Below are 24,281 nucleotides of genomic sequence, written 5' to 3'. Positions count from 1 at the left end.
GCTCCTACAGCTTTTTTTGTTGACTTTTTCAAACTGAGACAGTCTATACTCTATTAGTTCAATCTTAAAGTATTTATGGCCACGCATTTTAAGGGAAAAGCCAGAGAAGTCAAAGTTTTAGACGCCTATATCAAATTGAGTCGTTGTACAGACTCGATTCGATCCATGGAGGACAAAACATTGAGCCAGTTCGGATTGACGAGCGGTCAATTCGGATGCCTGGAAACCTTATATCATTTAGGCCCGATGTGTCAGAAGGAAATCGGGCAAAAGATATTCTCCTGCGAGGGAAATATCACCCAGATCATAGACAATCTGGAAAAGAGAAATCTAGTCGTTCGGGTCAGAAGCGAAGAAGACAGACGTTATTTCATCATCAATCTCACCCCTGCCGGCAAGGAGCTTATCGGAAAAGCCTTCCCCACCTATGTGGAACAGCTCAAGGAAAAGATGTCTACCCTCACGGATGAAGATCTTACCCAACTCGGACATATCTGCAAAATTGTAGGATTACGTAACGCAAACTAAGGAGGCGATCCATGTTCTTCGGATTTTTCGGACCATTACTTTAATATTAAACTATCAATCCATGTATTATATAACAAGAAATCATTTAGGAGGTGATCATGATTCGCAAACTTTTCCAAACGGATAAAGACGTTACTACACTCATTCTTAGAATCGCGTTGGCGGTGGTATTCTTTCCCCACGGAGCCCAAAAGGTATTAGGATGGTTCGGAGGATACGGGTTCTCGGGGACATACGCATTCTTCACAAGCGGTGGACTTCCCGGTTTCCTAGTACTTTTGCTCTTCGCAGCAGAATTTCTGGGACCCATAGGACTCCTGACCGGTCTCTTAACCAGAGTTTCGGCCGCAGGGATCGGTATTGCGATGCTAGTCGCTCTTACCACCCATATCCCTCACGGTTTCTTCATGAATTGGATGGGAAACCAACAAGGAGAAGGATTCGAATTCCATATCCTGGCAATTGCACTCTCTTTGATCTTAGTCCTGAAAGGGGGAGGAGCCGCTTCTATCGACGGCGCGATCGCCGAAAAAATCTGATCGAAATACTACCTAACTACCAATCCTTAGAGGCCTTCGGGCCTTTTTTTTTGCACGTTAGATCTTCTTTTCGTTTCTCCTGACAGAGACGAATAAACTCTCCTAAATTTGGAAATTTTTTTCCAAAACTGTGACACCTACTCTGAAAGGATTATTTATAGGTACCTTTCAGATTAAATTCCCAGAAAAATGACAAAGAATATTACATAATCGGAAATAAAACGAGCAATAAAAGGAATTCCGAAAGCTTTTCCATAACGAGGGCGTATCATTGATTTTGTGGGATTCAAAGAGTCTATTAGTACCGAATATGGAAAAGGCCAAGAAATCCAAGCTTCTAGAGTGGATTTTTAAAACTGCAAAAGAATACCTAACACCGAAGACTCCGTTCTCTTCGGGTTTAAATTATTGGAGAGAGCTGATCCTCACCTCTCTCATATTCAGCGTATGTCTCTTGGGAACGATCGCATTCTTTCCTAGCGTTTATTTGGCATGGGACGAAGGGAGACACGAAGTCCTTTGGATCGACTCCACAGCCCTAATCGTGATCTACACGTTATTCTTCGGTAAAGGCCTGCCTTTCCAATGGAAGTCGACCGCACTCCTCTCTCTAAATTTCGCGTTAGGAACCTCCTTGCTCGTTTCGGTAGGACCGGAAAGCGGAGGAATGCTCTGGCTTTACCCTTTTCCGGTCTTAGCGGGGATTCTTTTCGGACTGCGGTCTTCCTTACTCGCATTACTTCTAAACGCTCTCGTGGTATTATGCATCGTCGTCGTAGGACAATACTATCCTCTTTCCTGGCATTTGCCCGAAGATAAGATGTTCGTCATCGGCTTGAACTTCATCATCGCAAACGCGATCCTCTGCGTGCCATTAACGATACTCATGCGGGGTCTACAGGAAAGCATCGATAGAAGAAACGAATATTTAAGCAATCTTCGGATTCGTAAGGCTCATATTTTCCGCGCTAAGAAGAATTTGGAAAACGAAATTATGAGAAGAATAGAAATCGAAAGGACGTTGGAGGAAAATCTGAGAGAGAAGGAAGTCCTCTTGCACGAAATCCATCATCGGGTTAAGAATAACCTACAAATGGTATCCGGAATGTTGAACTTGCAGAATTTATACTCCGGAGAATCCAGCACTTCCGAAGTATTGTCCAAGGCGCAGAATAGAATCACCGCCATGGCAATGATCCACGATCATTTATATAAACAGGATAAGTTTGCGAACGTGGATATGCGAAAGTATCTGGATTCCTTACTCAGGCATCTGGTTACTTCCTACTTCCCCGCAGGAAACAGAATCGGCTTCGAATCCGATCTGGATCCTGTATGGGTCTCCATGGAGAAGGCGATACCTTGCGGACTCATCGTAAACGAATTGGTATCCAATTCACTGAAGCATGCCTTTCCGGAGGAAAGAGCTGGCAATATCAAGGTCGTATTGAAATTAGAAAATCGGAAATTACATTTAACCGTAAAAGATGACGGAGTAGGAATGCCGTCGATCAAGGAATGGTTCGGTCAGGAAAAAGGATCCAAAAATACGGATAGTTCCGATTCTCTGGGTTTAATGATTATCCGATCCCTCTGCGCTCAACTCAAAGCCGAGCTCGATCTCAAAAATTCGGAAGGGACTTCCGTTTGCTTGATTTTTCCCACTTCATGAATTCTTCTGTAAGAAGAAACGGTAAGCTCTTCGGCTTTAATATCCGTTTTTTAGGAGATCCATGAGTTCGGTAATCCAGGACAGTTCCGCAAAAAAATTCTTCCTACAGGAAGACGGCAAGGAAGCTCATTTGATGTATAGGGAGATCGGCAACGCCGCTTGGGATCTATACCATACATTCGTGCCGCCCGAATTCAGAGGCAGAGGAATCGCAGGTTTATTGGCCGAAGCCGCCATACAGGAGGCCAAAAAAAACGGTCGCAAAATCATACCGAGCTGTTCTTTCGTCCAAACCTATCTCAAGAGGCATCCCGAATATAATGATATGGTAATGGAATGATCCATCATATCGCCATCGGGACCTCCGACCCGGAAAAGTTAAAGCGGTTCTACTCGGAAATACCCGGGTTAACCTTCGAAATGGATCATTTTTATGAGGATGGTTCTCTTAGGTCCTCATGGTTTTTGGCGGGAGAGATAAGAATTATGATCGAAAAAGAGAAGAAATCGAAGAGCCCATTGGCTCTGGTCTTTTCTGCTTTGGATTCGTCTATGAGAAAGCGCATTGATGAGAAATTCTCCGCAGCCTTTCTGGACAAAACCCTGTTTACGAAATATTTCTCCGATCCGGATGGAAACCGTTTGGGGTTCAGTTCCTACCCTCATCCCTGGGAAGCTTAGAAGCCTCCGCGATCGCTCTTGCCGCGATAAAGGAAGTCGTCCAAGCGTTCTGAAAATTAAAACCGCCGGTAATACCGTCTATATCGAGGACTTCTCCGGCAAAATAAATTCCAGGAAGGATCTTACTTTCCATTTTTGTAAAGTCTACGTCCTTCCTACGAACGCCTCCGCAAGTCACGAACTCTTCTTTGAAGGCTCCCTTACCCCGGATATTTAGAGTCGATCTTTTTAGAAATTCCTCCACATCATGCAACTCCTTGGAGGAAACCTCGGACCATCTTTTTTCGGAGCCGACAACCAGATCCCAGATTCTTTCCCATAATCTCCCCGGAAGATCGAATTCGGAACGAGTTCCGGGCCTTTTTGCAGGATGCTCTTTCTTGATAGAAGCGAATTTATCCCGGATCTCCTGTCTGGATACTTCCGGAATCCAATCTATTAGAAGCTTGGTTTTATAATCGCAATCGAACAATTCTCTGGCGGCCCAAGCCGACAATTTTAAGATCGCCGGGCCGCTTAATCCCCAATGAGTAATGAGCACCGGCCCTTTCTGTCTTAATTTAAAATCCTGTAATGTAGCTTCCGCGTTGGAGACGGAGAGCCCTTGAAGACCTTCTAGTAAAGGGTTTTCTATCTCGAATGTAAAAAGGGAAGGTACGGGCGAAAGAATGGTATGTCCCAGGGATTCCAACCAACTCCAAGCTTTCCTGGAGGAACCGCTGGCAAATAACACGAAGTCGTAATCTTCTTCCGAATCTTCCGTCTGGACCCTGAATCTTCTACGGGAAGTATCCTCGTTCGCATAGACTCCGGAAACCGAAACCTTGGTTCTGATTTTGACTCCCAAACGTTTCGCTTCGCTTAATAGACAATCTATGATCGTCTGAGAATCGTCGGTGATAGGAAACATTCGTCCGTCCGACTCCGCTTTCAATTTCACTCCTCTGGATTCGAAAAAAGAAACGGTGTCCTTGGGCTGGAAGACTTCGAACGCTCTTCTCAGTTCTTTTTCTCCTCTAGGGTATCTTTTGGAGAGTTCTTCCGGATCAAAACAGGAGTGAGTGACATTACAACGACCTCCCCCGGATATCTTTACCTTGGAAAGAATATTGGGGGATTTTTCTAAGAGGACAACTTCTACCATTTCTTGGGATAAAAGTCGAGTCTGCACGGCTCCGAAGAACCCTGCGGCCCCACCGCCTATGACCGCTAGTCTATTGGTTTGGAAACGAGAAGACAATCCGCTCTCCTGAATCGGAACTTATTCGGGTTTCCGATACTTTCAGGATCCACTCCTTGAAAAGAAACTAAAATCCTATCCGTTGGAATTCCCACATTCTCCAAAATACGCTTTGCTCGAGCGGCTCTTTCTTTGGCCAATCTTCTATTGCTCGCGGAGGACCCAGTATCGTCCGTCCAGGCGCGGATCTCTACGGTTCTATCCGTTCTTTTCCAAGATTCTATAATTCGAAGATCTTCGACCTTAGGCGAGGCTTCCGTACTTCCGGCATCGAAATAAAAGGAAACGGACTCACGGATCGGCGAGTCCGTATGAGAAGAAGGAGAACTTTTAGGGAGAACCGACGGCTTCTTTTTAGGAACCAAAAGGTATAGAAAAAAGCCGCCGCCGAGCACTCCTAAAATATAGAGCAGCTCCAAAGAGAAATTCGAATCCTTTAGATCTCGCCCATCTTACCGGCGGAATAATCCTCGAATGCCTGCTGTATCTCTTGGGGAGTAGTCATCACGAAAGGGCCATAACGTGCCACCGGCTCCTTCAAAGGCTGTCCTCCCAAAATCAGAAGTTCCCACTCGTAATCTTCCGGAGCTCGTAGTCCTATGCTACCCTCTCCTCCTTCGTAAAACGTGGTCTCTCCCTCTTGCAATTCCCATTCTTGCTCGGAATCGATGATCGTTCCACCTCCCACGAAGGGATAGGCAAGAATATTATATCCTTCCGGAACCGGAATCTCGGCGTACGATCCCGGAGAAAGTTTGAGATGGAAGAATACGATGGGAGTCTGGGTTTGGATCACCGCCTTCGTTCCCCATAATTCTCCCGCGATTATCTTGGCCCACACTCCGTCCTTTACGATAACTGGTAATTCGGAGGAATCGACTTCCTGGTACTTCGGGGAAATAAGTTTTTTATCCCTTGGGAGATTGACCCAGATTTGAAATCCGTGCATTCTTCCCCCCCTTGCTTGGAATTCCGCGGAAGGAAGTTCGGAATGTACAAGTCCCGCTCCCGCAGTCATCCATTGGATACCGCCTTCTTTCAATTTTCCGGCATGCCCCCAGGAATCCCGATGTTCCATTTCTCCGGATAATAAATAAGTTACCGTTTCGAATCCCCTATGTGGGTGATCCGGAGCACCGATCGCTTTTCCAGGCTCATAAACTACCGGTCCCATTTCGTCCAATAATAGAAAGGGATCCCAATAGGAAAATTGAGGAACAGGAAACGGTCTTCTTACTGGAAAGCCTCCGCCTTCTAAAGTTTTTTCGGCGATTCTTGTTCCGGTTATTCGTCTAAAACCCATATTTCCTCCTTTCTCTTGGACTGGTCGAAAATCTCTTCAGGGAATTCTTTTCCCGAAGATTCGGAAGAATCCGCATGGCAACCACTACGATTGCATTTACCGTTCCCGTTTCTTTGATCAAAGCGTTCGAGTATGTTTCCAACGTGGAGCGTCTCCCCGATTGGTCGGATAACATTTTTCTTTTCCGTAAATTGGAAACCAAGAGCTATAAGGTAAAATTGAAATTTTGGATCTTCCGGATCGAATCCCAGTACGAGATAATAGAATCTAAATATCCGAGTCGATTCGTAACAACTCTGAAAAATCGGTTTTTGGATTTTAGAGAAACATTCTCCTTCTATCCGGATCCGAAAGGTTCCGACACCGATACCAAAATTCTTTTCACAAGCCAGTTAGAATTATCCGGATCGGCGAGAATTCTAAATCCGTGGATTCGATCGAAAGTGGGAGAAAAAATCAGAAAGGACATCCGCAAACTGCAGGAGACTCTTTCGCATGGAAAAGCCTTGGGCGCTCGCAATTTCCAAGTCATCAACGGATGAGCGACGAAAATTGCGGGAATATCCGGTAATTCCTTGCCTTTTTCCTTTTTAGGAAGAGCATAAGCCCGCAAAAATTAGTCTATTAGGATTAGTCTTTTTCATGGAACCCAGTCGTCCTTATTCCGTCGCTCCCCCACCGCCGAATGAAACCGAAAGGTTGAAGGCCCTGGAGCGGTACGGAATACTAGACACTCCTGCGGAAGAAAAATATGACGCAATTACAAAAGCCGCGTCTCTTATTTTCGGAACTCCCATCGCCTTAATTACGTTAATCGACTCTAATCGACAATGGTTCAAGTCCAGGATCGGGATGGAGGACTCAGAGACTCTGAGAGAGACTTCCTTTTGCCAATTCGCGCTTTCTCAAAAAAACGTGCTCGTGATCGAGGACGCCCGAAAAGATCCTCGATTTCATTTGAATCCTTCGGTTACGGGTTCTCCATTCGTTCGATTTTATGCCGGAGCGCCTCTCGTTACCCCTGAAGGTTATGCGATCGGAACTCTTTGCGTCATAGATCCTAAGCCTAGAAAACCCGATCAAAATCAATTGGATGCATTAAGAGCCTTGGCGGATTCCGTGATCGCATATATGGAATTAGAATCCAAGTCTAGAAGATTGATCAAAATCCAGACTTCCGCCATGGAGTTCCAAAAAGCCAAGGAACAATTCTTCGTGAATATGAATCACGAATTTAGGACTCCCGTTCACGGAATTCTAGGAATGGTGGACTTAATAAGACAAACTCCAACCAGTCATTTGCAGACGGAATATCTGGATTCCATACGGGAAAGCGGAGAACACCTAACTCGACTCATTAACGATGTGATCGATTTTAGCAAGGCAGAATCGGGATCTCTTTCTTTCAGTTCGATCGATTTCGATCTTCTCTCTTTGGTTCGAAAATTCGGAGAAGATGCGGAACATGAGGCCAAGAAAAAAGGACTTAGTTTTCGTACGATTCTTCCGAAGAATCCGGAATCCTTAGCCGTTGTTTCTGATCCTGTTCGACTCCGGCAAATTCTTTCCAATTTAGTGTCCAACGCCTTAAAGTTTACGGAGAGAGGAGGAATCACCGTAGAGCTGCAGTTACATTCCGTCGGCGATACGCATATAGAGGCGATTCTTTCCGTTAGAGATACCGGAATCGGAATAGATTCGCATAGAATGCCGAATCTATTCGAAGCGTTTTCCCAAGCGGACATTTCTTCGAGTAGAAAATACGGAGGAACGGGACTCGGGTTAGCCATCTGCAAAAAAATCTGCAATCATTTCGGTTGGGACATCCGGGTGGAAAGCGAATACGGAGTCGGTTCGAATTTTATCCTGAATTTCGAACTGGAAAGATCGGCGGAAAGTTCCGAGATCGATTTTCCTAAGGTCATAAAGACCTCCTCTTTGGATTTTTCCGCCTATTCCGCATTACGTATCCTCGTGGCCGAAGACAATCCCGTAAACCAAAAGCTCATACAAAAAATGCTGGAAAGACTGGGTTTAAATTGTTCGGTCGTTTCCAACGGAGTGGATACGCTTGCATTCTGGGAAGAAATGGAAATCGATCTTCTACTCCTAGATATACAAATGCCGGAATTAAGCGGAATTGAAACTGCGAGGATCCTGAAAAAGAAGCCTACTTCTAGAAAGGTTCCATGGATCATAGCAGTCACGGCTCACGATAGCCCCGAAGACAAGAAAGCCTGCGCAGAGGCCGGCTTCGACGATTATTTAGGAAAGCCGTTCCGTCTGGAAAACCTCGCGGAACGACTTCGTGAATTCCTGAAGAACTATCCTTCTTCTCTGGCTTCCTAATCCTGCTTTAAGAAATTATAAAGCATTTTTCGTCCACCCTCCGTAGCAAAGGATTCCGGATGGAATTGTATCCCTTCCATCCGAAGCTTTGCATTACGAATCCCCATCAATTCTCCTTTCGCATACGCGGTTCTTTCCCAATCTTCTCCCAATCCGTTCTCGTCCACGATCAGAGAGTGATAACGCATCACTCTCAAACGATCCGGCAATCCTTGGAAAACGCCTTTTCCGTCGTTATCGATTTCGGAGATCTTACCGTGCATGGGAGTTTCCGCTCGAACGATATTCGCCCCCGCGAAGTGGGCGATCCCTTGCATACCTAAGCACACTCCTAGAATGGGAATCTTACCTCCCAGGTCCTGCAATATGCGTAGGGAAACTCCGAAATACTCGGGATCTTCGGGAGTGCCGGGTCCGGGAGAGAGAATGATTCGATCGTATCCTCCGTTTCGAATTCCAGAAAAATCCGCCTCATTCTGACGAACCACATCCAAGCGAAAACGAAACGGATACTCTTCCTCTAGGATTTCTCCCGCTAATTGGAAAAGATTATAGGAAAAGGAATCGTGATGGTCGACTAACAATACTTTCATCGTATTTCCTCCATAGCCTTCAACACGGCTCCCATCTTGTGGCCGATTTCCGCGTATTCCGATTCCGGATCCGAATCGTATACGATGCCTCCCGAGGCTCGGACGGTTCCTTCCTGACCTTTCCGAAAGAAGCTACGGATCGGAATGCAGAAGGAGCAGTTCCCGTCGAATCCGAATCTTCCGACCGCGCCCCCGTAAGGGCCTCTAGGATCTTTTTCGATTCTTTGGATGATCTTCATGGATTCTATCTTAGGAGCTCCGCTTAATGTTCCCGTTGGAAAAGCCGCTGCCATACCGGAAAACATATCCTTTCCGGATCTGAGAATCCCCGAGACTTCCGTAGAAAGATGCTGCACGTGGCTGAAACGTTTCAAAGCGAAAGCATCCCTCACTTTCACGGAACCGAATCGGGAGATTCTTCCCAAATCGTTACGATGCAAGTCCACGAGCATATTATGCTCCGCGATTTCCTTGGGATCCGAAAGAAGACTCAAGGCCAAACTACGATCCTCTTCTTCGTCCTTGCCCCTACGAGTTGTGCCGGCCAAAGGAAAGCTTTCCACGAATCCGTCCTTCAGACGGAACAATAATTCGGGACTCGCACCCAGATGACATTCTTCCCTGAAAGCCAAGAAGAACATAAAAGGAGAAGGATTCACTTTTCTTAATGCTCGATACAACTCCAGATCGGATGTCCTGGAAGATTCCGAGGAATTCTCGACGCGAAAGGACCTTTTAAAACCGATTTGGCATTGGAAAGTGTTTCCCTTTCGGATCTCTTCCATAATAGATTCGACCATGGACCTATGTTCCTCCTTGGTTCTGGAGGCGCCCAGGTCTTGGATTTTGAATTTTTCCCCTCTCCGGGACGAACTCGGATTCAGGAATTTTTCGAAGAGAGAATAGCGATCTTGTCCGTAATGAAAATATTTAGACTCTCCCGTTCTTCTATCTATGAGAATACCGTCCTCCATCCAAGCGAACCGGAACTTAGGGAAGTCCGAATGCTCCGCAAGCCCCAGACTAGGCTCCATATCGTTGGCGGCCTCGTAGGAAAGGTAGCCGTAAAGCCCGCCCCCTCCGGACTCGGAATATTCTAAAAACGAAATACGAGGAACTAGTATCTCGGACATCATTGCATATGGATTCCCGGTTGCTATGATCTTTCCGTCGCATTCCAATGCGTTTCCTCTACCGGAAAGAATCCTCTTGGGAAAAGCAGATATAAAACTGAAACGGGAATTATCCGATTCGGGTCCTAGGCTCTCCAAAAACACTCCGGTTTCCGATTCGGAGAGAAGGTTTTCGAAATAAGCAAACGCGTCCGATTCTTTCAAAGGAAAGGGACGAAAAATAGGAAAAGGAGAGAGTTCTCTCGCCTCCGCTCTTAAGCTTCGTATATTCAGGGACATAGCGTCCTCCTTGGCAGCCCGAATCGATCGGGCCTAATTCATATTAAGATAAAGGAATATGTATATATGATTCGGCCCCGAGAGGCCACCAGAAGGAAGTCATAGAAGACGTAGAGAAACGAAACCCGCTAAAAAAGAAGCCCTTTATCAAGGAAAAATAAAATCCTTCGGAATCCGGGATGCGAATCCCGAAATCCGAAAGAAATTCCACTCTTATGATAAAGGAATTCTTCATCCTAAGAGCATCTCCAGATTGCTTTTTCCGGGAGGAACCATAGGGAGCACCTTCAAATCCGGATGGATCGGAACGACTACCAAGCCGGGACCCTCTTCCGAAAGAAATTCTTTCAAATCGTCCAAGGTCCTACCGATTTCTCCTAAATCCAGACTCGGAATCCCGAAGGCCCGAGCGATTCTGGAAAATTTGGATTCGGAAGGATAGGCGCTACCGTTATACCTGCTTCCGTAAAACAGATTCTGCTGTTGCCTAACGAGACCTAGATTACGATTATCGAATATAATAATCTTAACGTTTAAAAGATATTCGCTGAGAGTGTCCAACTCCTGGATATTCATGAGAATGGAACCGTCCCCGGAGAAACAGACCACCTTGGCTTCCGGCGCCGCAAAAGAAGCGCCCAAAGCACAAGGCAAACCGAATCCCATAGTACCTAGTCCTCCGGAGGTCAGAAAAGTTTCCGGTTTACGGAAGGGATAAAACTGGGCCGTCCACATCTGGTGTTGCCCCACGTCCGTGGTTACGATAGCCTCTTCACCGAGGCATTGGCCGGTCAGAAGTATGATTTCCTGAGGAGAAAATCCTTCGCCTCCTTCCGTGGAAGCCAAAGGAAAATTCGCCTTGTGAGAATTCATTCTCTCGATCCAAACCTTGCGATCTTGTTTCGGAAATTCTCCCAGACTCTCCAAAAAGAATTTCAGATCGGAACGGATTCCTAAATCGGGTTTTCTTAATTTACCCAGTTCTTTTGCGTCTATGTCCACATGGACCACCGTAGCGTTCGGGCAGAAGGTTTCCAATTTTCCGGTGGCCCTATCGTCGAACCGAGCCCCGAACGCCAGCAGAAGATCCGCTTCCGAAAGAAGTATATTCGTAAAAGGAGCCCCGTGCATTCCGAGCATACCCAAAGCCAAAGGATGGTCTTGTGGAAAACTATCCAGACCCATCAGGGTCGAGGCTACCGGGATATTCTGATCCTCTGCGAATTCCAAGAGCAAAGACTCGGCTTGGGATTGCTTTACTCCCCCGCCGACGTATAAAACCGGTCGTTCGGAGCGGGAAAGTAAATCATAAAAACGGAATATATCTCCGGTAGAGATTCCGGAAACCTCGGAAGGATCCGAATCTTCCTCTTCTTTCCAAATTCTTTCGATATCCTCTTCCGATAATTCTATCGGGGAGGTTTGTATATCTTTGGGAATATCGATCCAAACGGGGCCGGGCCTGCCGCTCTCCGCAATTCGAAACGCTTCGGGAAGCGCTCTCGCCAATTCTTGGACGGAGCGAATTAGGTAATTCTTTTTGGTAATGGGAAGAGAAAGAGAGAATGTATCAATCTCCTGGAAGGCATCCGTCCCTATGAGAGGGATCGGAACCTGACCGGTGATGGCTACGAGAGGAATAGAATCGGACTTTGCGTCCGCGACTGCGGTAATTAAGTTCGTGACTCCCGGGCCGGAAGAAGCTAGACAAACCGCGGCTTTCTTGGTGATCCTCGCCTCTCCTTGAGCCATGAATCCGCCGCCTTGCTCCTGTCTTGCGAGAATGTGCGAAATCCCGCTATCGTGCAAGGCGTCGTATAACGGTAAATTGGCGCCTCCCGGAATTCCATAGACCCTCGCTTGATTCCTACGCCTCAAATACGCTACGACCAATTCCGCACCGTTCTTGGGTCGCTGCCACTCCGATAACTCTTTCCTTGTTTCCCTTGCGATCGTTTCCATCTTCGCCTCATGTAGTGTAGAAATAAAAAAAGCCCCTCCCGGCTTTACGCCGAGAGGGGCTTTTCGAGGATTGCTGCCTACGAAAGATCCTTAGGGCGTAAAGCCTGACCCGGGTAGTGTGACCACTACCACCATCCAAAGGACGACCACCACGAGGGTGAGGTTAGACTGTAGACCTAAGTTTTGCATTCGGTAGAAAATAACGGATATCCGTTAACCTTATGACGGATCCTCTCCCGAAAAATGCAAGAATTTTTTCAGGCTATTGAATCGGATCCAAAAAAGATGGAAGGCCGAAAGGATTTTCGTTGCTCAAAAGCCAAACCCGCATATCATCCCCGGCTAAAGGAAATATAAAATGAGTAGCGTTACTTTGAAAGGCAATCCTGTATCACTGGAAGGAAAATTATTGGAAGTCGGAACCAAGGCACCCGATTTCACCGGAATCGCAAAAGACCTGAGTGCAAAATCCTTAAAGGATTTCAGCGGAAAAGTGAAAATCCTGGTAGGAGTCCCGAGCCTCGACACTTCGGTCTGCGCCCTCGAGACCAAGAAGTTCCACGAAAGAGCCGTCAAGCTGGACGGAATCGTAACATTAGTCGTCTCTGGAGATCTCCCCTTCGCGATGAACCGATTCTGCACTACCGAAGGATTGGATTCCCCGAACCTGGTCACACTCTCCCAGTTCAGGGACTTCTCCTTTTCCAAGGCGTATGGTACTCATATCGCCGACGGAGGACTCAAAGGACTTTCCGCGAGGGCGGTTTTCGTTGTGGATAAAAACGATACGATACAATATGTCGAACTCGTACCCGAAATCGCAAGCGAACCCAACTATGAGGCGGTGATCTCCGCGGCCAAGAAGCTTGTTTAAAATTTCTTAAAATAGGGGCGGCCCCCTCGCCTACCCTCGATTTTTTTAGGACTTTGTTTCCATTCACGAGGGTCGGGCTCTCCGCTCCGGTCTATGGACTTGCTTTCGCAAATCCATAGACCCCGCATCGATCCCTGCCGCAGTCCCATCTTTCTCTCATAAGAGGCTTCTTTATGGAAAATCTCGATCCGATAGGATATTTTTCTGCAAGTGTATTATTCTTTTTATCGGCTTTGCATATCTATTGGGCGTTCGGAGGCAAAACGCCGTTCTTCTCGGTCGTTCCGGAATTGGAAAGCGGACCGGCCTTTCGTCCCGGATTCTTTATAACGATATTGGTCGCGATCGTTCTGTTCGGATTCGGAGCAGTGGCCCTTTGGTCGATCGGTAGCTTATTCTCGCCGAATCGAATCACTCCTTGGCTGGATTTCGGGATCGCGTTCGTATTCTTTGCAAGAGCCTTGGGCGATTTCAGACTCGTGGGCTTTTTCAAAAGGATGAGAAATTCGCGGTTTGCCGGACAGGATACCTGGATCTATTCTCCTTTATGCGTAATACTCGGTTTCGCCTATTCCATTTTAGGCTATTGTACGAATTAAAAAGAAATCTAAAACGGTCGGATTTGGATTGAACTCGATTCCCTAAGGAAAACAGTAAGTCGCATCATCCCGACCGAGGAATCCAATGGAAGAAAGTCTACATTCTTATGAAACCGTTTCAGATGCGGTCATCGGCTTAAAGACGGAAGGTTATTCCGTGGACTATAACGTGCATTGGAATTCCCAAGGAAAGGAATGCCAAATATACACTTCCACCTCCGAATACAAAGTGGATAAGTTCTATCGTTTCGAAGGAAATACCGATCCGGCCGACGAAGCGATCGTGTATGCGATTTCCTCAGACAAGCTCAAACAAAAAGGAGTATTAGTAAACGGTTACGGAATCTATTCCGATCCCGGGATTAGTGAGTTGGTTTCCAAGCTCCGGGTAAAATAAATCGATCTTTTTATGCGGGCTCTGGGATTCTTTTCCGCGCTTTTGCCGTTCTTAGCCGCCTTTTATTTTTATTATGAAAGATCCCTTTTAGGTTTTCCGGACGGCCATAAAACCGAACTAGACGAAGTTCATTCCGTTTTCTTTCTAATTCTTATTTTCTGGAATCTGATCTTCGGATTCCTATTCTCCTTTTTAATTCTTCAAAAACGAAACTTTCGGTACATAAATAGAAGAATCGCTATCGCTTATATTCTATCCGTTCCGATTGCTTTTGCGATAGAGATATATCTACGCTCCGTTCTCGATCACGGAACCGGGGGATAAAAAAAGCCCGAATCGGTTTCCCGACCGGGCCTTTTTTATTTTAGGATCCGGAACTCTTATACGAAGAATTTTTTGGTAAGTTGGATCATTCTATCCACGAAACCCGTATACGGCGGATACAGGAACTCTATCGAAGAGAAAGCGGCCTGCTTTAATATCGACTTCTCGTGGGAGAATGTCTTGAATCCCCACCAACCGTGGTAACTTCCGTGTCCTGAGTGATTGATTCCTCCGAATGGAAGGTTCGGGTTCGCCAAATGGATGATCACATCGTTTATTGCGACTCCTCCGGAAGAAGTTTCCTTCAATACCTTATTGATGGACTTGCTATTGCTTCCGAATACGTACAGAGCGAGAGGCTTAGGCTTGGAGAGAACCTTCTCCACCGCTTCGTCCAGATTCTTGTACGTAACGATAGGAAGAACCGGTCCGAAGATTTCGTCTTCCATGATTCGTGCGTTCTCAGGGACGTTAGCGATCAGAGTGGGCTCGATAAAATTCTGGGAAGAATCGGTTTGGCCTCCCATGAGAACCTTACCGCCTTTTTCCACGGCCTCGTGGATATAACCGGAAACCCTTTGGAAGTTTCTTTGGTTCACTAAACGGCAGAAGTCCCGGTTCTTTTTGATCGCCTCGGCATTCTCTCCGTAATATCCTTTGAGAGCATCCTTGGCTTCTTTCACGAACGCTTCCGTCTCGCCTTCCGGTAAAAGCAGATAATCCGGAGCCACGCAGGTTTGTCCCGCGTTCAGAATTTTTCCCCACATGAGTTTCTTAGCGGCTTTTTTAAGATTCGCTCCAGGAACTATGATTGCCGGGGACTTTCCTCCCAACTCTAGAGTCACGGTGGAAAGATGCTTGGCTGCTGCGGCCATCACGATCTTGCCCACATGAGTGCTTCCGGTAAAGAAGATATGATCGAAAGGAAGCTCCATGAGAGCGGTGGAAACGGTGTGATCTCCTTCGAACACAGCCACTTCGTTTTCGGGGAAAGTTTCCTTGATGATTTTGGAGAATAACTTGGAAGTCTCGGGAGTGAACTCGGAAGGCTTGATGATCGCCGTATTTCCCGCTGCGATCGCCGCGGAAAGAGGAGCGAAAGCCAGATACATCGGATAGTTCCAAGGAGAAATGATGAGAGTCACTCCTTTGGGCTCGTACACCACTGTGCTAGTAGCTCCGAAGAGGGAAACGGGAGTCTTCACTCTTTCGGGTTTCATCCAACTTCTCACATGGCGGATCGCGTCTTTTACTTCCGCGATGGAAGGCATGATTTCGGTAAGATCCGTTTCGTAAGGAGACTTTCTAAAATCCTTTTGGAGAGCTTCCTTGATTTCAGGAGTGAATTTTTCGATGGCGAATAAGAGTTTCTTGAGACGCTGGATGCGATCCTTGGCCTTGCTCGTTTTTAGAACCTGATGAAAATGGCGCTTTTGGAGATCGAATACTCTCTGCATTTCCTTAGGATTTGCGGGAGGAAACGCGATCGCTCCGGCCGAAGCGGGAGTGCTAGATACGGATGGGGTGGCTGTAGTAGACATTTTGGTCTTCTCTCCTAAGTTCCTAAGATTTCTATGCCGGAGTCCCGGCCTCGTCTGGAACCAAAGAATAGTTCACCAGATTTCCGGTTTGGATGCAACCTTTTTATTGAATGATCATTCATTAACTTTTTCGTCGTAGAAACGGGGTCTAACAGTGCTTCGATTTTTAATCAACCCGTTATGTAAAAAAATCCCACCACTCGATCAAGGGGGGGACTACTGCGAAAGGGTTAGAATTTCACCGACGCTTGTTCATTTTTTTTACCACAACTCTTCTCATATAAATTCAACAATCCGTTTTTTTTTGTTTCTTTGATTCGTATAATTCGCTTAGCAGCGACTTATTTTTAACGAACGATTCGTTGCAATTTCTTGACATAGACCGCTAACGTTTTTCAGAGTAATCTAAGAACTCGTCCCGATAGGCACAAGTTCTTAAAGCCGAAAGCGATACTTGCAAAAATACATAAGTTTTAGGACCGACGATAAGTATGAGCCAAGGGAAAACCCTCGAACTGTTCCACCACAAAGATCTCGGAGTCTTCAGTAATCTTAAGGACTTAAATCAACCGATTCAGGAAAACCTCCCGTTTCACTTTAAGTTCTTCAGTCTTACCGAGAATGTGGACAATGTTTTAGCAAAAACCTTGGATCGATATTTGCTTCATTTGGATATCATATTCGTTCGGGATTCCGTCCTCGCGGCGATGAAAGAAACGATCACCAACACGATTAAGGCCAATATCAAACGCATTTATTTCCGGGAATTACAAGCGGATATCCAGAATCCGATGGTTTACCGCAGCAAGATCCACGGCTTCAAAAAATCCTACCTGGACAATAAGGAAAAATACGAAGACCTTCTCTTTAAAAACAATTACGTGGTCCTGGTATCCTTTATTCATAACAAGGATACAATCCGCATACGCGTGATGAACAACGTAAAACTTAGTCCGGAAGAAGTGGATCGTATCAATCAAAGGATAGAAAAAGCTAAAACGTATAACGACTTGGCGGAAGCCTTTATGGAAAAAGGCGACGAAACCGAAGGCGCGGGACTCGGACTCATCATGACGCTCATGATGCTCAAAAACGACGGTTTAGGAGCAAGTTCCTACAAAGTCGAAAGCCAAGGAAACAATACCTCCGTCATCATCGACATTCCCATCCGTATCCAAAGAGAAAATATACAGATCCAAAAGGCGGAGGAGATCATTAAGGAAGTGGACCAGCTTCCCACCTTCCCGAAAGCGATCCAAGACATACAAGCCGCAATCGATCGTCCGAATTCCAGTATAGGACAAATCGCGGAGATGGTGAAAAAGGACGTGGCCCTGGCCGCGAATATACTGAAGCTCTCCAACTCCGCGGCTTTCCGCAGAGGAAGCAAGGTGGAGTCCCTAGACAGAGCCATCCAATTGATCGGGTTAAAGGAATTGCAGGTTCTTCTCTATTCTCTGGGAACAAAACAGATTTTGGAGAATAAGTTCCCGGCCTTCTTGGCGATCTGGGAAAAGTCGAATCAGTGCGCGTATTATTGCAAACTCATCGCCCAAAAACTAGCCATGCCCAAGGAAGTAATGAGTAATCTCATGTCGGCGGCGCTTCTTCACGATATAGGAGAGATCATTCTTCTTTCCTTGGAAGCGGATAGAATGGGCAAGATCCAAAACTATTCCGCATCCAAGGAGATCGCTTCCTCCATCTCTATGGAAGAAGCCGCATTCGGTATCACTCACACTAAGATCGGAGCGTTGATCGCCGAAAAATGGAATTTCCCGGAATTATATTCCAAGGCGATGGAATACCACCATAGACCTCAGTTGGCTGAAGACCAATACAAGGACATCATCTATCCAATCTATCTTGCCGATACGATGATCAAGATCAATAACGAAGAGGCGAAATTCTCCGAGATCCCGGATGAAGTATTAAAATATTGTAAATTCTTCTCCTCGGGAGATTTCCATTCTTTCCGAACCAAGGCTCTGGAAAGTTTCCAAGCCACTCAATAACGGCTTCGCCCGTCTTTGGGCGTTTAGGCGTTTTTGCCGAACAAACAGCTAGAAAAACTATGAACCGAAGGTTCTAAGCATATAATCCTTAGGGGGTATTGATTAAGTCGTAAGCTTAAGCATAATCGAGTCACAAATCGAAGGTGCTTTTATGACCCCCAAATATAGAATATTCCCCCTTTTCTTGCTGGTTTTCGGACTCTCCGTCTCAATTTCCTGCTCTTCTGCCAGCGATCCTAATTACGCCTGGCTCTTAGGCCTTACCTCGGGAGGAACGCCCACGGCGGCTCCGAGCGGCCCCACGGATTTCGGAATCGATATCAACGACGAGACTGCTCCTACGGATTTCGTTTTCGATACTACCCGTACGATCACCGTAAATCTTCAGGTCATCGATCCTGTCGCTCCGGTAGACGGAAGTATGGTACAGATCACTGTGCCTTCCGCGATACCTGGAGCCGCTAGTAATAAATCCATTTTCAAAGCCTATACCAATCCGAGCGGAGAAGTGACCGGTAGTTTCACCATAGACGGGGACGCGAAGACCGTGCACTTGCAAGTGGAAGCTTACGGAAAATTCTACGATGTGGATATCAGCATCATCAACGTGACCAAGATAGATAGAAGGATCTCGGTGGGATTCACAGCGACTACTACCATAATCTTGGATTCGGATGGGGACGGAATTCCCGATTTCGAAGACGTTTATCCGAACGATCCGAACCGTGTGAGCGTGATTCGTATTCCCGCAGAGGATTATTATACGATCTCCTTCGAAGACTTATTTCCCAAACAGGGAGATGCGGACTTCAACGACTATGTGGTTCGTTCCTACTTCGAAGAAGATTTGAACAAAGCGGGAGAAGTGGTGAGAGTGAGAGCCTATTATACTCACGTAGCTAAGGGAGCCGGATACAATCACACTCTCAGATTTGCATTACCGAACGCCGAGGTGACTAGTTATTCTCTTATCCGAGTCGGAACGGACGGAACCACGGTGGAGGAAAACCTAAGCGGTACCGGTCCGAGCATCACCGATCTAGAACTTTTGGGAAATAGCTCCACTACGATTCCTTCTTCCAACGCTTCCAGATCCAATACCACTTTCGCAAAAGGAAAGACCGCGAAACTGGAAGTGATCCTGTCCTCTCCCGTCTCCAAGTTGGTTTTAGGACCTGCCCCTTACGATACCTTCCTTAGGGTCATCAATACCGGAAAGGATATCCATTCTGCGGGAAAATTCTTCGACGCATCCGGAAAAGATATCTATAGGGATGCAACCGGGTTCCCTTGGGCTTTATTGGTTCCAGGCAATTTCCAATGGCCTTACGAGGCTACGGATATCCGCACGTCTTATCCTCAATTCAAGACCTGGTACGAATCTTTAGGAACCGCGGATACCGATTGGTTCCGAAATCCGAACACCGCCGATGTGTTTCCTTCCACGCTCTAATTTATTGGGACTCCTGAAAGAGTAAAAGCAACCTTCCCCCTTCCCTCATTCGGCCGAGGGGAGGGGTTTTTTTCCTTTTCCGGACACAAATAGGATTATATCCTGATCCTTGTGGCCGGAATTTTGAAACGTAAAGACAATCGTCAACCTGCGACAAATTCCGAAAAAGAACAAGCCTCCTTGTATTTTCCCGCATTGGTGGAGGAAATCTCCCCCATCGTCGCCTTGGACCAAAATAATATCGTGCGATTTGCAAACGCTTCCTTTAAGAAGGAATTTCGCCTCCGCTTCCAAAGTCCGATAGGCAAGAATCTATTCTCCTTAATCAAATTGGATTCCAAAGAAGAAGCGAACCTCAGGGAAAATCTACAAAAAGCCAGAAAGACCAGGCTCCAAAACCAGGAATTCAGAAAAGGATCCAAGTCCTACGGATATTCCATCTTCCGTTTCCGAAATAACCTGGGGATGATTCTGAAGAATATCACAGAGAATAAAAAGTTAGAGAAGAAGGTGGCGACTCTTCACACTCAGGTACTGGCCTCCCAGGAAGAGGAAAGGTCCAGACTCGCAAGGGAATTGCACGACGGAGTCGGACAGTTGATTCTCGCCGCAAAATTACATTTCCAAGCTTACCAGAAGTCGGAGAAGGAACATCCTCAATCCTTTGCCGCCGGATTGGGATTGATCGACCGCGCGAGCCAGGAACTGCGGGAAATCTACACGAACCTACAGCCTTCTTCTTTGAAAGAACTCGGGTTGGAGGCAGCTTTCAATTCTTTAGCGAATCAAATCTTTCCTTTACAGAAAATCAAAGTGAAATCCGAATACAAGGTCCCGGAAAAGATTCCCCAGCTCGTGCAAAATCAAGTGTATCGGATCCTGCAGGAAATCTGCGCAAATATTCTGAAGCATTCCCAGGCAAATAAAGTGGAGCTGAAAATTTTCTCCGAAAAGGAGACCCTCGTCGTTTCCGCAAAAGACAACGGAAAAGGATTTAAAGAAAAAGAGGCTAGAATAAAATCTACAGGATACGGGTTGGAGAATATCCGTAGAAGAACCGAAGATTTAAACGGCACCCTATTTCTGGAATCCGAACCGGGAAAGGGAACCCAATATGTCATTAGAATTCCTTTAAAGAAACGTTCCAAGGAGAAACCATGAACTCTCAACCGGCTGTTTGCAAACTTTATCTCGTGGACGACCACGCCATTCTCAGGGAAGGTCTCAGATTGATCATTTCCGGTCAAAGCGATCTGGAAATCATCGGCGAAAACGGAAACGCCGAACAGGCATTAGACGAGATCGGTAAATTGGAGCCGGATATTCTGATTACCGATATCTCCATGCCCGGAGTCAGCGGAATCGATCTCGTCAAGGGAGTCAAAAGATATTATCCCAAGGTGCAAGTCATCATTCTCTCCAGACACGATAACGAAGAATACATCCAAAAGCTAGTGGATCTGGGAATCAACGGATACGTTCTGAAAGACGATGCGGGCGAGGATCTTTTACGTGCGATCGATGCTGTCAGAAGAAAGGAAACCTATCTCAGTCCCAGAATCGCCACGCGCGTACTTTCCGGGATCGGCCGCAAAAAAACGGGAGACCAACCGGAAGAAGGTCCTTCGGTATTCTCCGTATTATCCGATCGGGAAAGACAAATCCTGAAATTGATCTCGGAAGGAAATTCCAACGAGAAGATAGGGAAGCTTCTTCATATCTCCCCTGCTACTGTAAAAGTGCATAGAGCCAATATCATGAAGAAATTGGATCTACATAAGGTCGCAGACTTGGTAGTTTATGCGATCCGAGCGGGAATCGTAGAAAGTTAATTTCTAACGCAAAGAAGACGCATATTCGGTGTATCACAAGGATTTGCGAATCCTTGGTTAAAGGCACCGATACTTGTATCTCCCGAGACTCCGTATTCGGCATCGAAAGCAACGGTAGAATCCATCCAACCGTTGCAGTTGGCTCCGGCCGCCAAGACACCATCCAATCCGGTCCAGTAATTGAGAGAACTACCGGGAATTCCCGAATCCAGAGGAATTACGGGAAGCGCTCCCGAGGTGGTATGAAAGATCAGAGTGTTCGCCGGAGTCATGGCAAAATAACTCGTGTTCGCAGAAAGTGGCCAGCCGGCTCCTCCCGGCGCTCTACCGGGACCCGCAAGTAAGGCCTGGTATTCCAAAGGTAGACCGGGAAGATCGGCGCCATCTGCCAATTTTGCCGATTGGCATTTCAAGTCGGCACCGGCAATTCCTCCCAAATCACCGCTATACGAAGAGGAGGTCACGAATAGATATTGGCCAGGAATCGCAAGGCCTAGTAAGAGTAAGAAATCTGAATTCGGAAAAGGCTTGGAGCAGTAAGAAAACAAAGAGATCCCGACACCCAGGAAGAATATTCTAAAAAACTGATAAATGCGCGTTTTCATGCTCTTATTCTCCTTAAAAACTCCTGGTATATTGGATTTCCCAACGGCTTTTGGAAACTCCTAGATTCGAAGTCGCTTGGATAAGGCCGGATGCGTCGGGCTTCATGCGGACGTAAATCGCATCTCCCGCGGGAAGTTTATTTTCCCACCAAAGAGAACCGATTACGCTCAATAAGGCCAGACCGCCTATGATCGCCTGGTTATTCTGGTGCTGGTCGTATTCCTGCTTATCCCCGGCTCTCGCCTGCCAAAGGTAAAATGTCAGAGGAGTCGGAATCTGAATGGCGAGAAGTCCTATGTTTGCCGGATCGTTCAAAGGCTTGGAGGCGAGACGATTCCCCGCTTCTCTTTCCGAATTTCCCAGATAGGCCAGAGTCCCGAGCCAAAACCAAACTCCGTATGCCTTCCATTTTTCATCTTTGGAATAGAATCCGGTTCCGGGAATCCAAACGAAGGAGGATTTGGATTTGGGCGCCGCTTCCTGCTTTTCCGCAAGAGCCACCGCCTTCGGTCTATCCTGTTCCACTTTGAATAAAGTCCATTGAGTGTAGGAAGAAGGTTTGCCGAAACGATTCAGTGCGGCGATACGATACTCGTAGGTTCCCGCATCCAATCTGAATTCGATTTCGTTTTCCAGTACCTTCTTCTCTAAGATCATATCCTGGGGAGGCTCGTTTTTCCTCACCTCCACCACATAGCCACGGCTACCTTTCACTTCCTTCCATTCTATATAATATATGAATGTCCTTCCTTCCGCGAAGATTTCGGAGGTAAAAGAGAGGAATATTAGAATCATAGAAAGTAGAATTCTATGAATTCTTTCCGAAGGACGAGCCATGTCTTCTCCTTAAGGGCGGGCGCCGCTAGATTTGGTTTCCGGGGCCTCCAACTCTTCCCTGAGTTGGATTCTGAATTCAGCTTGCGTTTTTAAATTCGGGTCGGATTCGGATTCTACGGACCAGCGGAAGGTTCCTACATCCAGCTTTTCTAAATCGCGAAAAGAAAAACGATCGCCTTTCGTTTTCTTTTCGAAGATCAATTCTTCTCCCGACCCCTTCTTTAAGAAGAGACGGAATTTCCATTCCGTTTGTTTCTGTTTGGCGGACATTTTCCAGCGGAAGGAAAGACTTTCTTTACCGGTCATATCCACAACGGACGCATTCTTAGGATATTCCAGGGACAATTCCGAATTATCTAAGTTTCCCTCCTGAGTCGGTGTCGCCTTATCCGAAACGGCGCTCTTCTGGGCGGAAACGATGGAGAATTTTCGAGTCTCGGACAATGCTTCCGTACCCGGAAGATTTGTATAAGATTGCACTCTCCAATAGTAAGGCCCCGGTTCCAGGGTAAGGGAAAAATTCGTTCGAAATAGTTGTGTCTCGGCAAACGAGGAAAAATTCGGATCCGTCGAAATCTGCAATTTGTAGCCGCTAGCGATCTTCTGCTTGGCCCAAGAGAAGGAAACGGTTCTATCTTCCTGGACCAGATCCTTTTTAGGATAATGCAACTGGACGGGAGAATTCGGTAATACTCTGAATTTCCTAACCTCCGATATTCTGTGGCCGTCCTTGGAAACCACTCTCCAAAAATAGATTCCTTCCTCGAAGGGTTGCTTATGGTTGCCTTCCCTAAACGATCTTTTGAAAAACTTGGAGCTGAAATCCCTCTTGGTGGAAATCTCGAGAGTGCCCTCTTCTCCTCCTTCCCAACGAAACTCCACATTCTGCTTGGGTTCGTTCGGGAAATACCGATACGAGTCCTCGGGAGATACAAGATTCCAATTCTTGGAAACTTTCTCCCCGTCCAATGCGGTTTCCTTTTCGCCCAATGTGAGTTTCGTGGAACCTCCTTCGTTCCAGTCCAACTCTCCGTGTTGGACCTCCACTCTGGTTTGATCTCCTTCTCTAGTAACTTGGAAGCGGGAACCCAATTTGGCTTCCAGTCCTACGGTTCCGGCGATTACGGATAGAACTTTCTTCCCGCTTTCCACGAGAATATTCCCTTCGTTTAGATCCAGATTTTCCCGACTCTCCTTCAATTGCAGAACCACCATAGACTGGGGATCCAATTCTATCCTGGTTCCGGATTTTAGGAATACTATGGCCTCCGAGGATTCGTCCGTACGAATGGAGTCCCTGTCGTAGACCGGCATGCCTTGATCGAGATCCTCCCAAAGCATTCTATCCGGGAATTTTCTTTGGGCGGTCTTGTATCGGAAGGAAACCGTTCCCATCATCTCCTTACCGGAACCGTTCCCGGAACGGGATTCGAAATACAATAAGTACAGTGATACCCCTAAGACGGCGAAGCAAAACGCTCCGACTTGCAACTCCCTTTTATATGTCCTCCAATCCATTTCGTT

At 46.6% G+C, this 24,281-nt stretch carries 25 protein-coding genes; 15 read left to right on the top strand and 10 right to left on the bottom strand.

Translation table 11 applies throughout. The features are described from left to right. Positions 1-75 precede the first annotated feature (75 nt). The 5 genes from LEP1GSC061_RS19335 to LEP1GSC061_RS19315 all read left to right on the top strand — a co-directional run bounded on the left by LEP1GSC061_RS19335 (position 76) and on the right by LEP1GSC061_RS19315 (position 3,420). Positions 76-528 carry a MarR family winged helix-turn-helix transcriptional regulator gene (locus LEP1GSC061_RS19335; protein WP_016547229.1) on the top strand — a complete coding sequence of 151 codons (453 nt, stop codon included), beginning with the start codon at positions 76-78 and terminating at the stop codon, positions 526-528. A gap of 98 nt (positions 529-626) precedes the next feature. After that, complete coding sequence (locus tag LEP1GSC061_RS19330; RefSeq protein ID WP_016547415.1) at positions 627-1,067, top strand: DoxX family protein; 441 nt, start codon at positions 627-629, stop codon at positions 1,065-1,067. 310 nt (positions 1,068-1,377) lie between these two features. Then, positions 1,378-2,739, top strand: coding sequence for a sensor histidine kinase (locus tag LEP1GSC061_RS19325; RefSeq protein WP_016547117.1), 1,362 nt, complete (start codon positions 1,378-1,380; stop codon positions 2,737-2,739). A 61-nt stretch (positions 2,740-2,800) separates the two neighbouring features. Further along, positions 2,801-3,079 carry a GNAT family N-acetyltransferase gene (locus LEP1GSC061_RS19320; protein ID WP_016547105.1) on the top strand — a complete coding sequence of 93 codons (279 nt, stop codon included), beginning with the start codon at positions 2,801-2,803 and terminating at the stop codon, positions 3,077-3,079. Beyond that, positions 3,076-3,420: a VOC family protein gene (locus tag LEP1GSC061_RS19315; RefSeq protein ID WP_040510043.1), complete on the top strand. Its 345-nt coding sequence runs from the start codon at positions 3,076-3,078 to the stop codon at positions 3,418-3,420. The genes LEP1GSC061_RS19320 and LEP1GSC061_RS19315 overlap by 4 nt, the downstream gene beginning before the upstream one ends. Here the strand turns inward: LEP1GSC061_RS19315 and LEP1GSC061_RS19310 are convergent. Genes LEP1GSC061_RS19310 through LEP1GSC061_RS19300 form a run of 3 tightly spaced genes read right to left on the bottom strand, consistent with a single transcriptional unit; the run spans position 3,389 to position 5,963 of the window. Continuing rightward, positions 3,389-4,660 (bottom strand): BaiN/RdsA family NAD(P)/FAD-dependent oxidoreductase, encoded by a 1,272-nt coding sequence (locus tag LEP1GSC061_RS19310; protein ID WP_016546961.1) that lies wholly within the window; start codon positions 4,658-4,660, stop codon positions 3,389-3,391. The genes LEP1GSC061_RS19315 and LEP1GSC061_RS19310 overlap by 32 nt on opposite strands. Then, positions 4,630-5,079 (bottom strand): OmpA family protein, encoded by a 450-nt coding sequence (locus LEP1GSC061_RS19305; protein WP_016547284.1) that lies wholly within the window; start codon positions 5,077-5,079, stop codon positions 4,630-4,632. The genes LEP1GSC061_RS19310 and LEP1GSC061_RS19305 overlap by 31 nt, the downstream gene beginning before the upstream one ends. Positions 5,080-5,096: 17 nt before the next feature. After that, complete coding sequence (locus tag LEP1GSC061_RS19300) at positions 5,097-5,963, bottom strand: pirin family protein (RefSeq protein ID WP_016547468.1); 867 nt, start codon at positions 5,961-5,963, stop codon at positions 5,097-5,099. Between the two features lie 74 nt (positions 5,964-6,037). Between LEP1GSC061_RS19300 and LEP1GSC061_RS19295 the strand changes: the two genes are divergently transcribed. Together LEP1GSC061_RS19295 and LEP1GSC061_RS19290 are read left to right on the top strand one after the other, a co-directional pair. Then, complete coding sequence (locus tag LEP1GSC061_RS19295) at positions 6,038-6,505, top strand: LIC13081 family protein (RefSeq protein WP_016547169.1); 468 nt, start codon at positions 6,038-6,040, stop codon at positions 6,503-6,505. Positions 6,506-6,605: 100 nt separating this feature from the next. Beyond that, a complete protein-coding gene (locus tag LEP1GSC061_RS19290; protein ID WP_016547207.1) occupies positions 6,606-8,312 on the top strand; it encodes a hybrid sensor histidine kinase/response regulator in 1,707 nt (568 codons plus the stop codon). Here the strand turns inward: LEP1GSC061_RS19290 and LEP1GSC061_RS19285 are convergent. The 3 genes from LEP1GSC061_RS19285 to ilvB form a co-directional block, all read right to left on the bottom strand. Beyond that, a complete protein-coding gene (locus LEP1GSC061_RS19285) occupies positions 8,309-8,905 on the bottom strand; it encodes an anthranilate synthase component II (protein ID WP_016547187.1) in 597 nt (198 codons plus the stop codon). The genes LEP1GSC061_RS19290 and LEP1GSC061_RS19285 overlap by 4 nt on opposite strands. Continuing rightward, on the bottom strand, positions 8,902-10,317 hold the full coding sequence (locus LEP1GSC061_RS19280) for an anthranilate synthase component I family protein (RefSeq protein ID WP_016547374.1): 1,416 nt from the start codon (positions 10,315-10,317) through the stop codon (positions 8,902-8,904). Before LEP1GSC061_RS19280 ends, LEP1GSC061_RS19285 begins: the two co-directional genes overlap by 4 nt. A 231-nt stretch (positions 10,318-10,548) precedes the next feature. Beyond that, the gene (ilvB, locus tag LEP1GSC061_RS19270) at positions 10,549-12,279 is read right to left on the bottom strand and encodes a biosynthetic-type acetolactate synthase large subunit (RefSeq protein WP_016547272.1); all 1,731 of its coding nucleotides are present in this window, start codon (positions 12,277-12,279) and stop codon (positions 10,549-10,551) included. 358 nt (positions 12,280-12,637) lie between these two features. Here ilvB and tpx point away from each other — a divergent pair, with 358 nt between their 5' ends. The 4 genes from tpx (at position 12,638) to LEP1GSC061_RS19250 (ending at position 14,473) form a co-directional block, all read left to right on the top strand. Further along, a complete protein-coding gene (tpx, locus tag LEP1GSC061_RS19265; protein ID WP_016547185.1) occupies positions 12,638-13,153 on the top strand; it encodes a thiol peroxidase in 516 nt (171 codons plus the stop codon). A 173-nt stretch (positions 13,154-13,326) separates the two neighbouring features. After that, positions 13,327-13,752 (top strand): DUF3995 domain-containing protein, encoded by a 426-nt coding sequence (locus LEP1GSC061_RS19260; protein ID WP_016547209.1) that lies wholly within the window; start codon positions 13,327-13,329, stop codon positions 13,750-13,752. Positions 13,753-13,837: 85 nt separating this feature from the next. After that, entirely contained in the window at positions 13,838-14,149 is a 312-nt protein-coding gene (locus LEP1GSC061_RS19255; protein WP_016547286.1) for a hypothetical protein, read from the top strand. Between the two features lie 12 nt (positions 14,150-14,161). Further along, on the top strand, positions 14,162-14,473 hold the full coding sequence (locus LEP1GSC061_RS19250; RefSeq protein ID WP_016547238.1) for a hypothetical protein: 312 nt from the start codon (positions 14,162-14,164) through the stop codon (positions 14,471-14,473). Positions 14,474-14,529: 56 nt separating this feature from the next. On the opposite strand, the gene LEP1GSC061_RS19245 is transcribed toward LEP1GSC061_RS19250, so the two are convergent. Continuing rightward, positions 14,530-16,014: an aldehyde dehydrogenase family protein gene (locus LEP1GSC061_RS19245; RefSeq protein WP_016547435.1), complete on the bottom strand. Its 1,485-nt coding sequence runs from the start codon at positions 16,012-16,014 to the stop codon at positions 14,530-14,532. 491 nt (positions 16,015-16,505) lie between these two features. Between LEP1GSC061_RS19245 and LEP1GSC061_RS19240 the strand changes: the two genes are divergently transcribed. The 4 genes from LEP1GSC061_RS19240 to LEP1GSC061_RS19225 all read left to right on the top strand — a co-directional run bounded on the left by LEP1GSC061_RS19240 (position 16,506) and on the right by LEP1GSC061_RS19225 (position 21,314). After that, positions 16,506-18,029, top strand: coding sequence for an HDOD domain-containing protein (locus LEP1GSC061_RS19240; protein ID WP_016547251.1), 1,524 nt, complete (start codon positions 16,506-16,508; stop codon positions 18,027-18,029). Between the two features lie 151 nt (positions 18,030-18,180). Further along, the gene (locus LEP1GSC061_RS19235; RefSeq protein ID WP_016547283.1) at positions 18,181-19,482 is read left to right on the top strand and encodes an LruC domain-containing protein; all 1,302 of its coding nucleotides are present in this window, start codon (positions 18,181-18,183) and stop codon (positions 19,480-19,482) included. Positions 19,483-19,605: 123 nt separating this feature from the next. Next, positions 19,606-20,643 (top strand): sensor histidine kinase, encoded by a 1,038-nt coding sequence (locus LEP1GSC061_RS19230; protein ID WP_232218522.1) that lies wholly within the window; start codon positions 19,606-19,608, stop codon positions 20,641-20,643. After that, positions 20,640-21,314, top strand: a complete 675-nt coding sequence (locus LEP1GSC061_RS19225) for a response regulator (protein WP_016547401.1) — start codon at positions 20,640-20,642, stop codon at positions 21,312-21,314. The genes LEP1GSC061_RS19230 and LEP1GSC061_RS19225 overlap by 4 nt, the downstream gene beginning before the upstream one ends. On the opposite strand, the gene LEP1GSC061_RS19220 is transcribed toward LEP1GSC061_RS19225, so the two are convergent. The 3 genes from LEP1GSC061_RS19220 to LEP1GSC061_RS19210 are packed head-to-tail and all read right to left on the bottom strand — an operon-like array spanning position 21,311 to position 24,275. Next, positions 21,311-21,919 carry a DUF1554 domain-containing protein gene (locus LEP1GSC061_RS19220; RefSeq protein ID WP_016547082.1) on the bottom strand — a complete coding sequence of 203 codons (609 nt, stop codon included), beginning with the start codon at positions 21,917-21,919 and terminating at the stop codon, positions 21,311-21,313. The genes LEP1GSC061_RS19225 and LEP1GSC061_RS19220 overlap by 4 nt on opposite strands. Positions 21,920-21,932: 13 nt before the next feature. Continuing rightward, the gene (locus LEP1GSC061_RS19215; RefSeq protein ID WP_016546966.1) at positions 21,933-22,757 is read right to left on the bottom strand and encodes a hypothetical protein; all 825 of its coding nucleotides are present in this window, start codon (positions 22,755-22,757) and stop codon (positions 21,933-21,935) included. Positions 22,758-22,766: 9 nt separating this feature from the next. Next, the gene (locus LEP1GSC061_RS19210) at positions 22,767-24,275 is read right to left on the bottom strand and encodes a FecR family protein (RefSeq protein ID WP_016547100.1); all 1,509 of its coding nucleotides are present in this window, start codon (positions 24,273-24,275) and stop codon (positions 22,767-22,769) included. Positions 24,276-24,281 lie beyond the last annotated feature (6 nt).

This window comes from Leptospira wolffii serovar Khorat str. Khorat-H2 (assembly GCF_000306115.2).
GTDB classification, from domain to species: domain Bacteria; phylum Spirochaetota; class Leptospiria; order Leptospirales; family Leptospiraceae; genus Leptospira_B; species Leptospira_B wolffii.
The sequence above is the reverse complement of the archived record's forward strand: the minus strand, read 5'-3'. Positions and strand labels throughout refer to the sequence as shown.

Excerpts from the sequence above, each read along its gene's own strand:
- LEP1GSC061_RS19335 (WP_016547229.1), top strand. The coding sequence starts at position 76 with ATGGCCACGCATTTTAAGGGAAAAGCCAGAGAAGTCAAAGTTTTAGAC.
- LEP1GSC061_RS19330 (WP_016547415.1), top strand. The coding sequence starts at position 627 with ATGATTCGCAAACTTTTCCAAACGGATAAAGACGTTACTACACTCATT.
- LEP1GSC061_RS19325 (WP_016547117.1), top strand. The coding sequence starts at position 1,378 with ATGGAAAAGGCCAAGAAATCCAAGCTTCTAGAGTGGATTTTTAAAACT.
- LEP1GSC061_RS19320 (WP_016547105.1), top strand. The coding sequence starts at position 2,801 with ATGAGTTCGGTAATCCAGGACAGTTCCGCAAAAAAATTCTTCCTACAG.
- LEP1GSC061_RS19315 (WP_040510043.1), top strand. The coding sequence starts at position 3,076 with ATGATCCATCATATCGCCATCGGGACCTCCGACCCGGAAAAGTTAAAG.
- LEP1GSC061_RS19300 (WP_016547468.1), bottom strand. The coding sequence starts at position 5,963 with ATGGGTTTTAGACGAATAACCGGAACAAGAATCGCCGAAAAAACTTTA.
- LEP1GSC061_RS19295 (WP_016547169.1), top strand. The coding sequence starts at position 6,038 with ATGGCAACCACTACGATTGCATTTACCGTTCCCGTTTCTTTGATCAAA.
- LEP1GSC061_RS19290 (WP_016547207.1), top strand. The coding sequence starts at position 6,606 with ATGGAACCCAGTCGTCCTTATTCCGTCGCTCCCCCACCGCCGAATGAA.
- LEP1GSC061_RS19285 (WP_016547187.1), bottom strand. The coding sequence starts at position 8,905 with ATGAAAGTATTGTTAGTCGACCATCACGATTCCTTTTCCTATAATCTT.
- LEP1GSC061_RS19280 (WP_016547374.1), bottom strand. The coding sequence starts at position 10,317 with ATGTCCCTGAATATACGAAGCTTAAGAGCGGAGGCGAGAGAACTCTCT.
- ilvB (WP_016547272.1), bottom strand. The coding sequence starts at position 12,279 with ATGGAAACGATCGCAAGGGAAACAAGGAAAGAGTTATCGGAGTGGCAG.
- tpx (WP_016547185.1), top strand. The coding sequence starts at position 12,638 with ATGAGTAGCGTTACTTTGAAAGGCAATCCTGTATCACTGGAAGGAAAA.
- LEP1GSC061_RS19260 (WP_016547209.1), top strand. The coding sequence starts at position 13,327 with ATGGAAAATCTCGATCCGATAGGATATTTTTCTGCAAGTGTATTATTC.
- LEP1GSC061_RS19255 (WP_016547286.1), top strand. The coding sequence starts at position 13,838 with ATGGAAGAAAGTCTACATTCTTATGAAACCGTTTCAGATGCGGTCATC.
- LEP1GSC061_RS19250 (WP_016547238.1), top strand. The coding sequence starts at position 14,162 with ATGCGGGCTCTGGGATTCTTTTCCGCGCTTTTGCCGTTCTTAGCCGCC.
- LEP1GSC061_RS19245 (WP_016547435.1), bottom strand. The coding sequence starts at position 16,014 with ATGTCTACTACAGCCACCCCATCCGTATCTAGCACTCCCGCTTCGGCC.
- LEP1GSC061_RS19240 (WP_016547251.1), top strand. The coding sequence starts at position 16,506 with ATGAGCCAAGGGAAAACCCTCGAACTGTTCCACCACAAAGATCTCGGA.
- LEP1GSC061_RS19235 (WP_016547283.1), top strand. The coding sequence starts at position 18,181 with ATGACCCCCAAATATAGAATATTCCCCCTTTTCTTGCTGGTTTTCGGA.
- LEP1GSC061_RS19225 (WP_016547401.1), top strand. The coding sequence starts at position 20,640 with ATGAACTCTCAACCGGCTGTTTGCAAACTTTATCTCGTGGACGACCAC.
- LEP1GSC061_RS19220 (WP_016547082.1), bottom strand. The coding sequence starts at position 21,919 with ATGAAAACGCGCATTTATCAGTTTTTTAGAATATTCTTCCTGGGTGTC.
- LEP1GSC061_RS19215 (WP_016546966.1), bottom strand. The coding sequence starts at position 22,757 with ATGGCTCGTCCTTCGGAAAGAATTCATAGAATTCTACTTTCTATGATT.
- LEP1GSC061_RS19210 (WP_016547100.1), bottom strand. The coding sequence starts at position 24,275 with ATGGATTGGAGGACATATAAAAGGGAGTTGCAAGTCGGAGCGTTTTGC.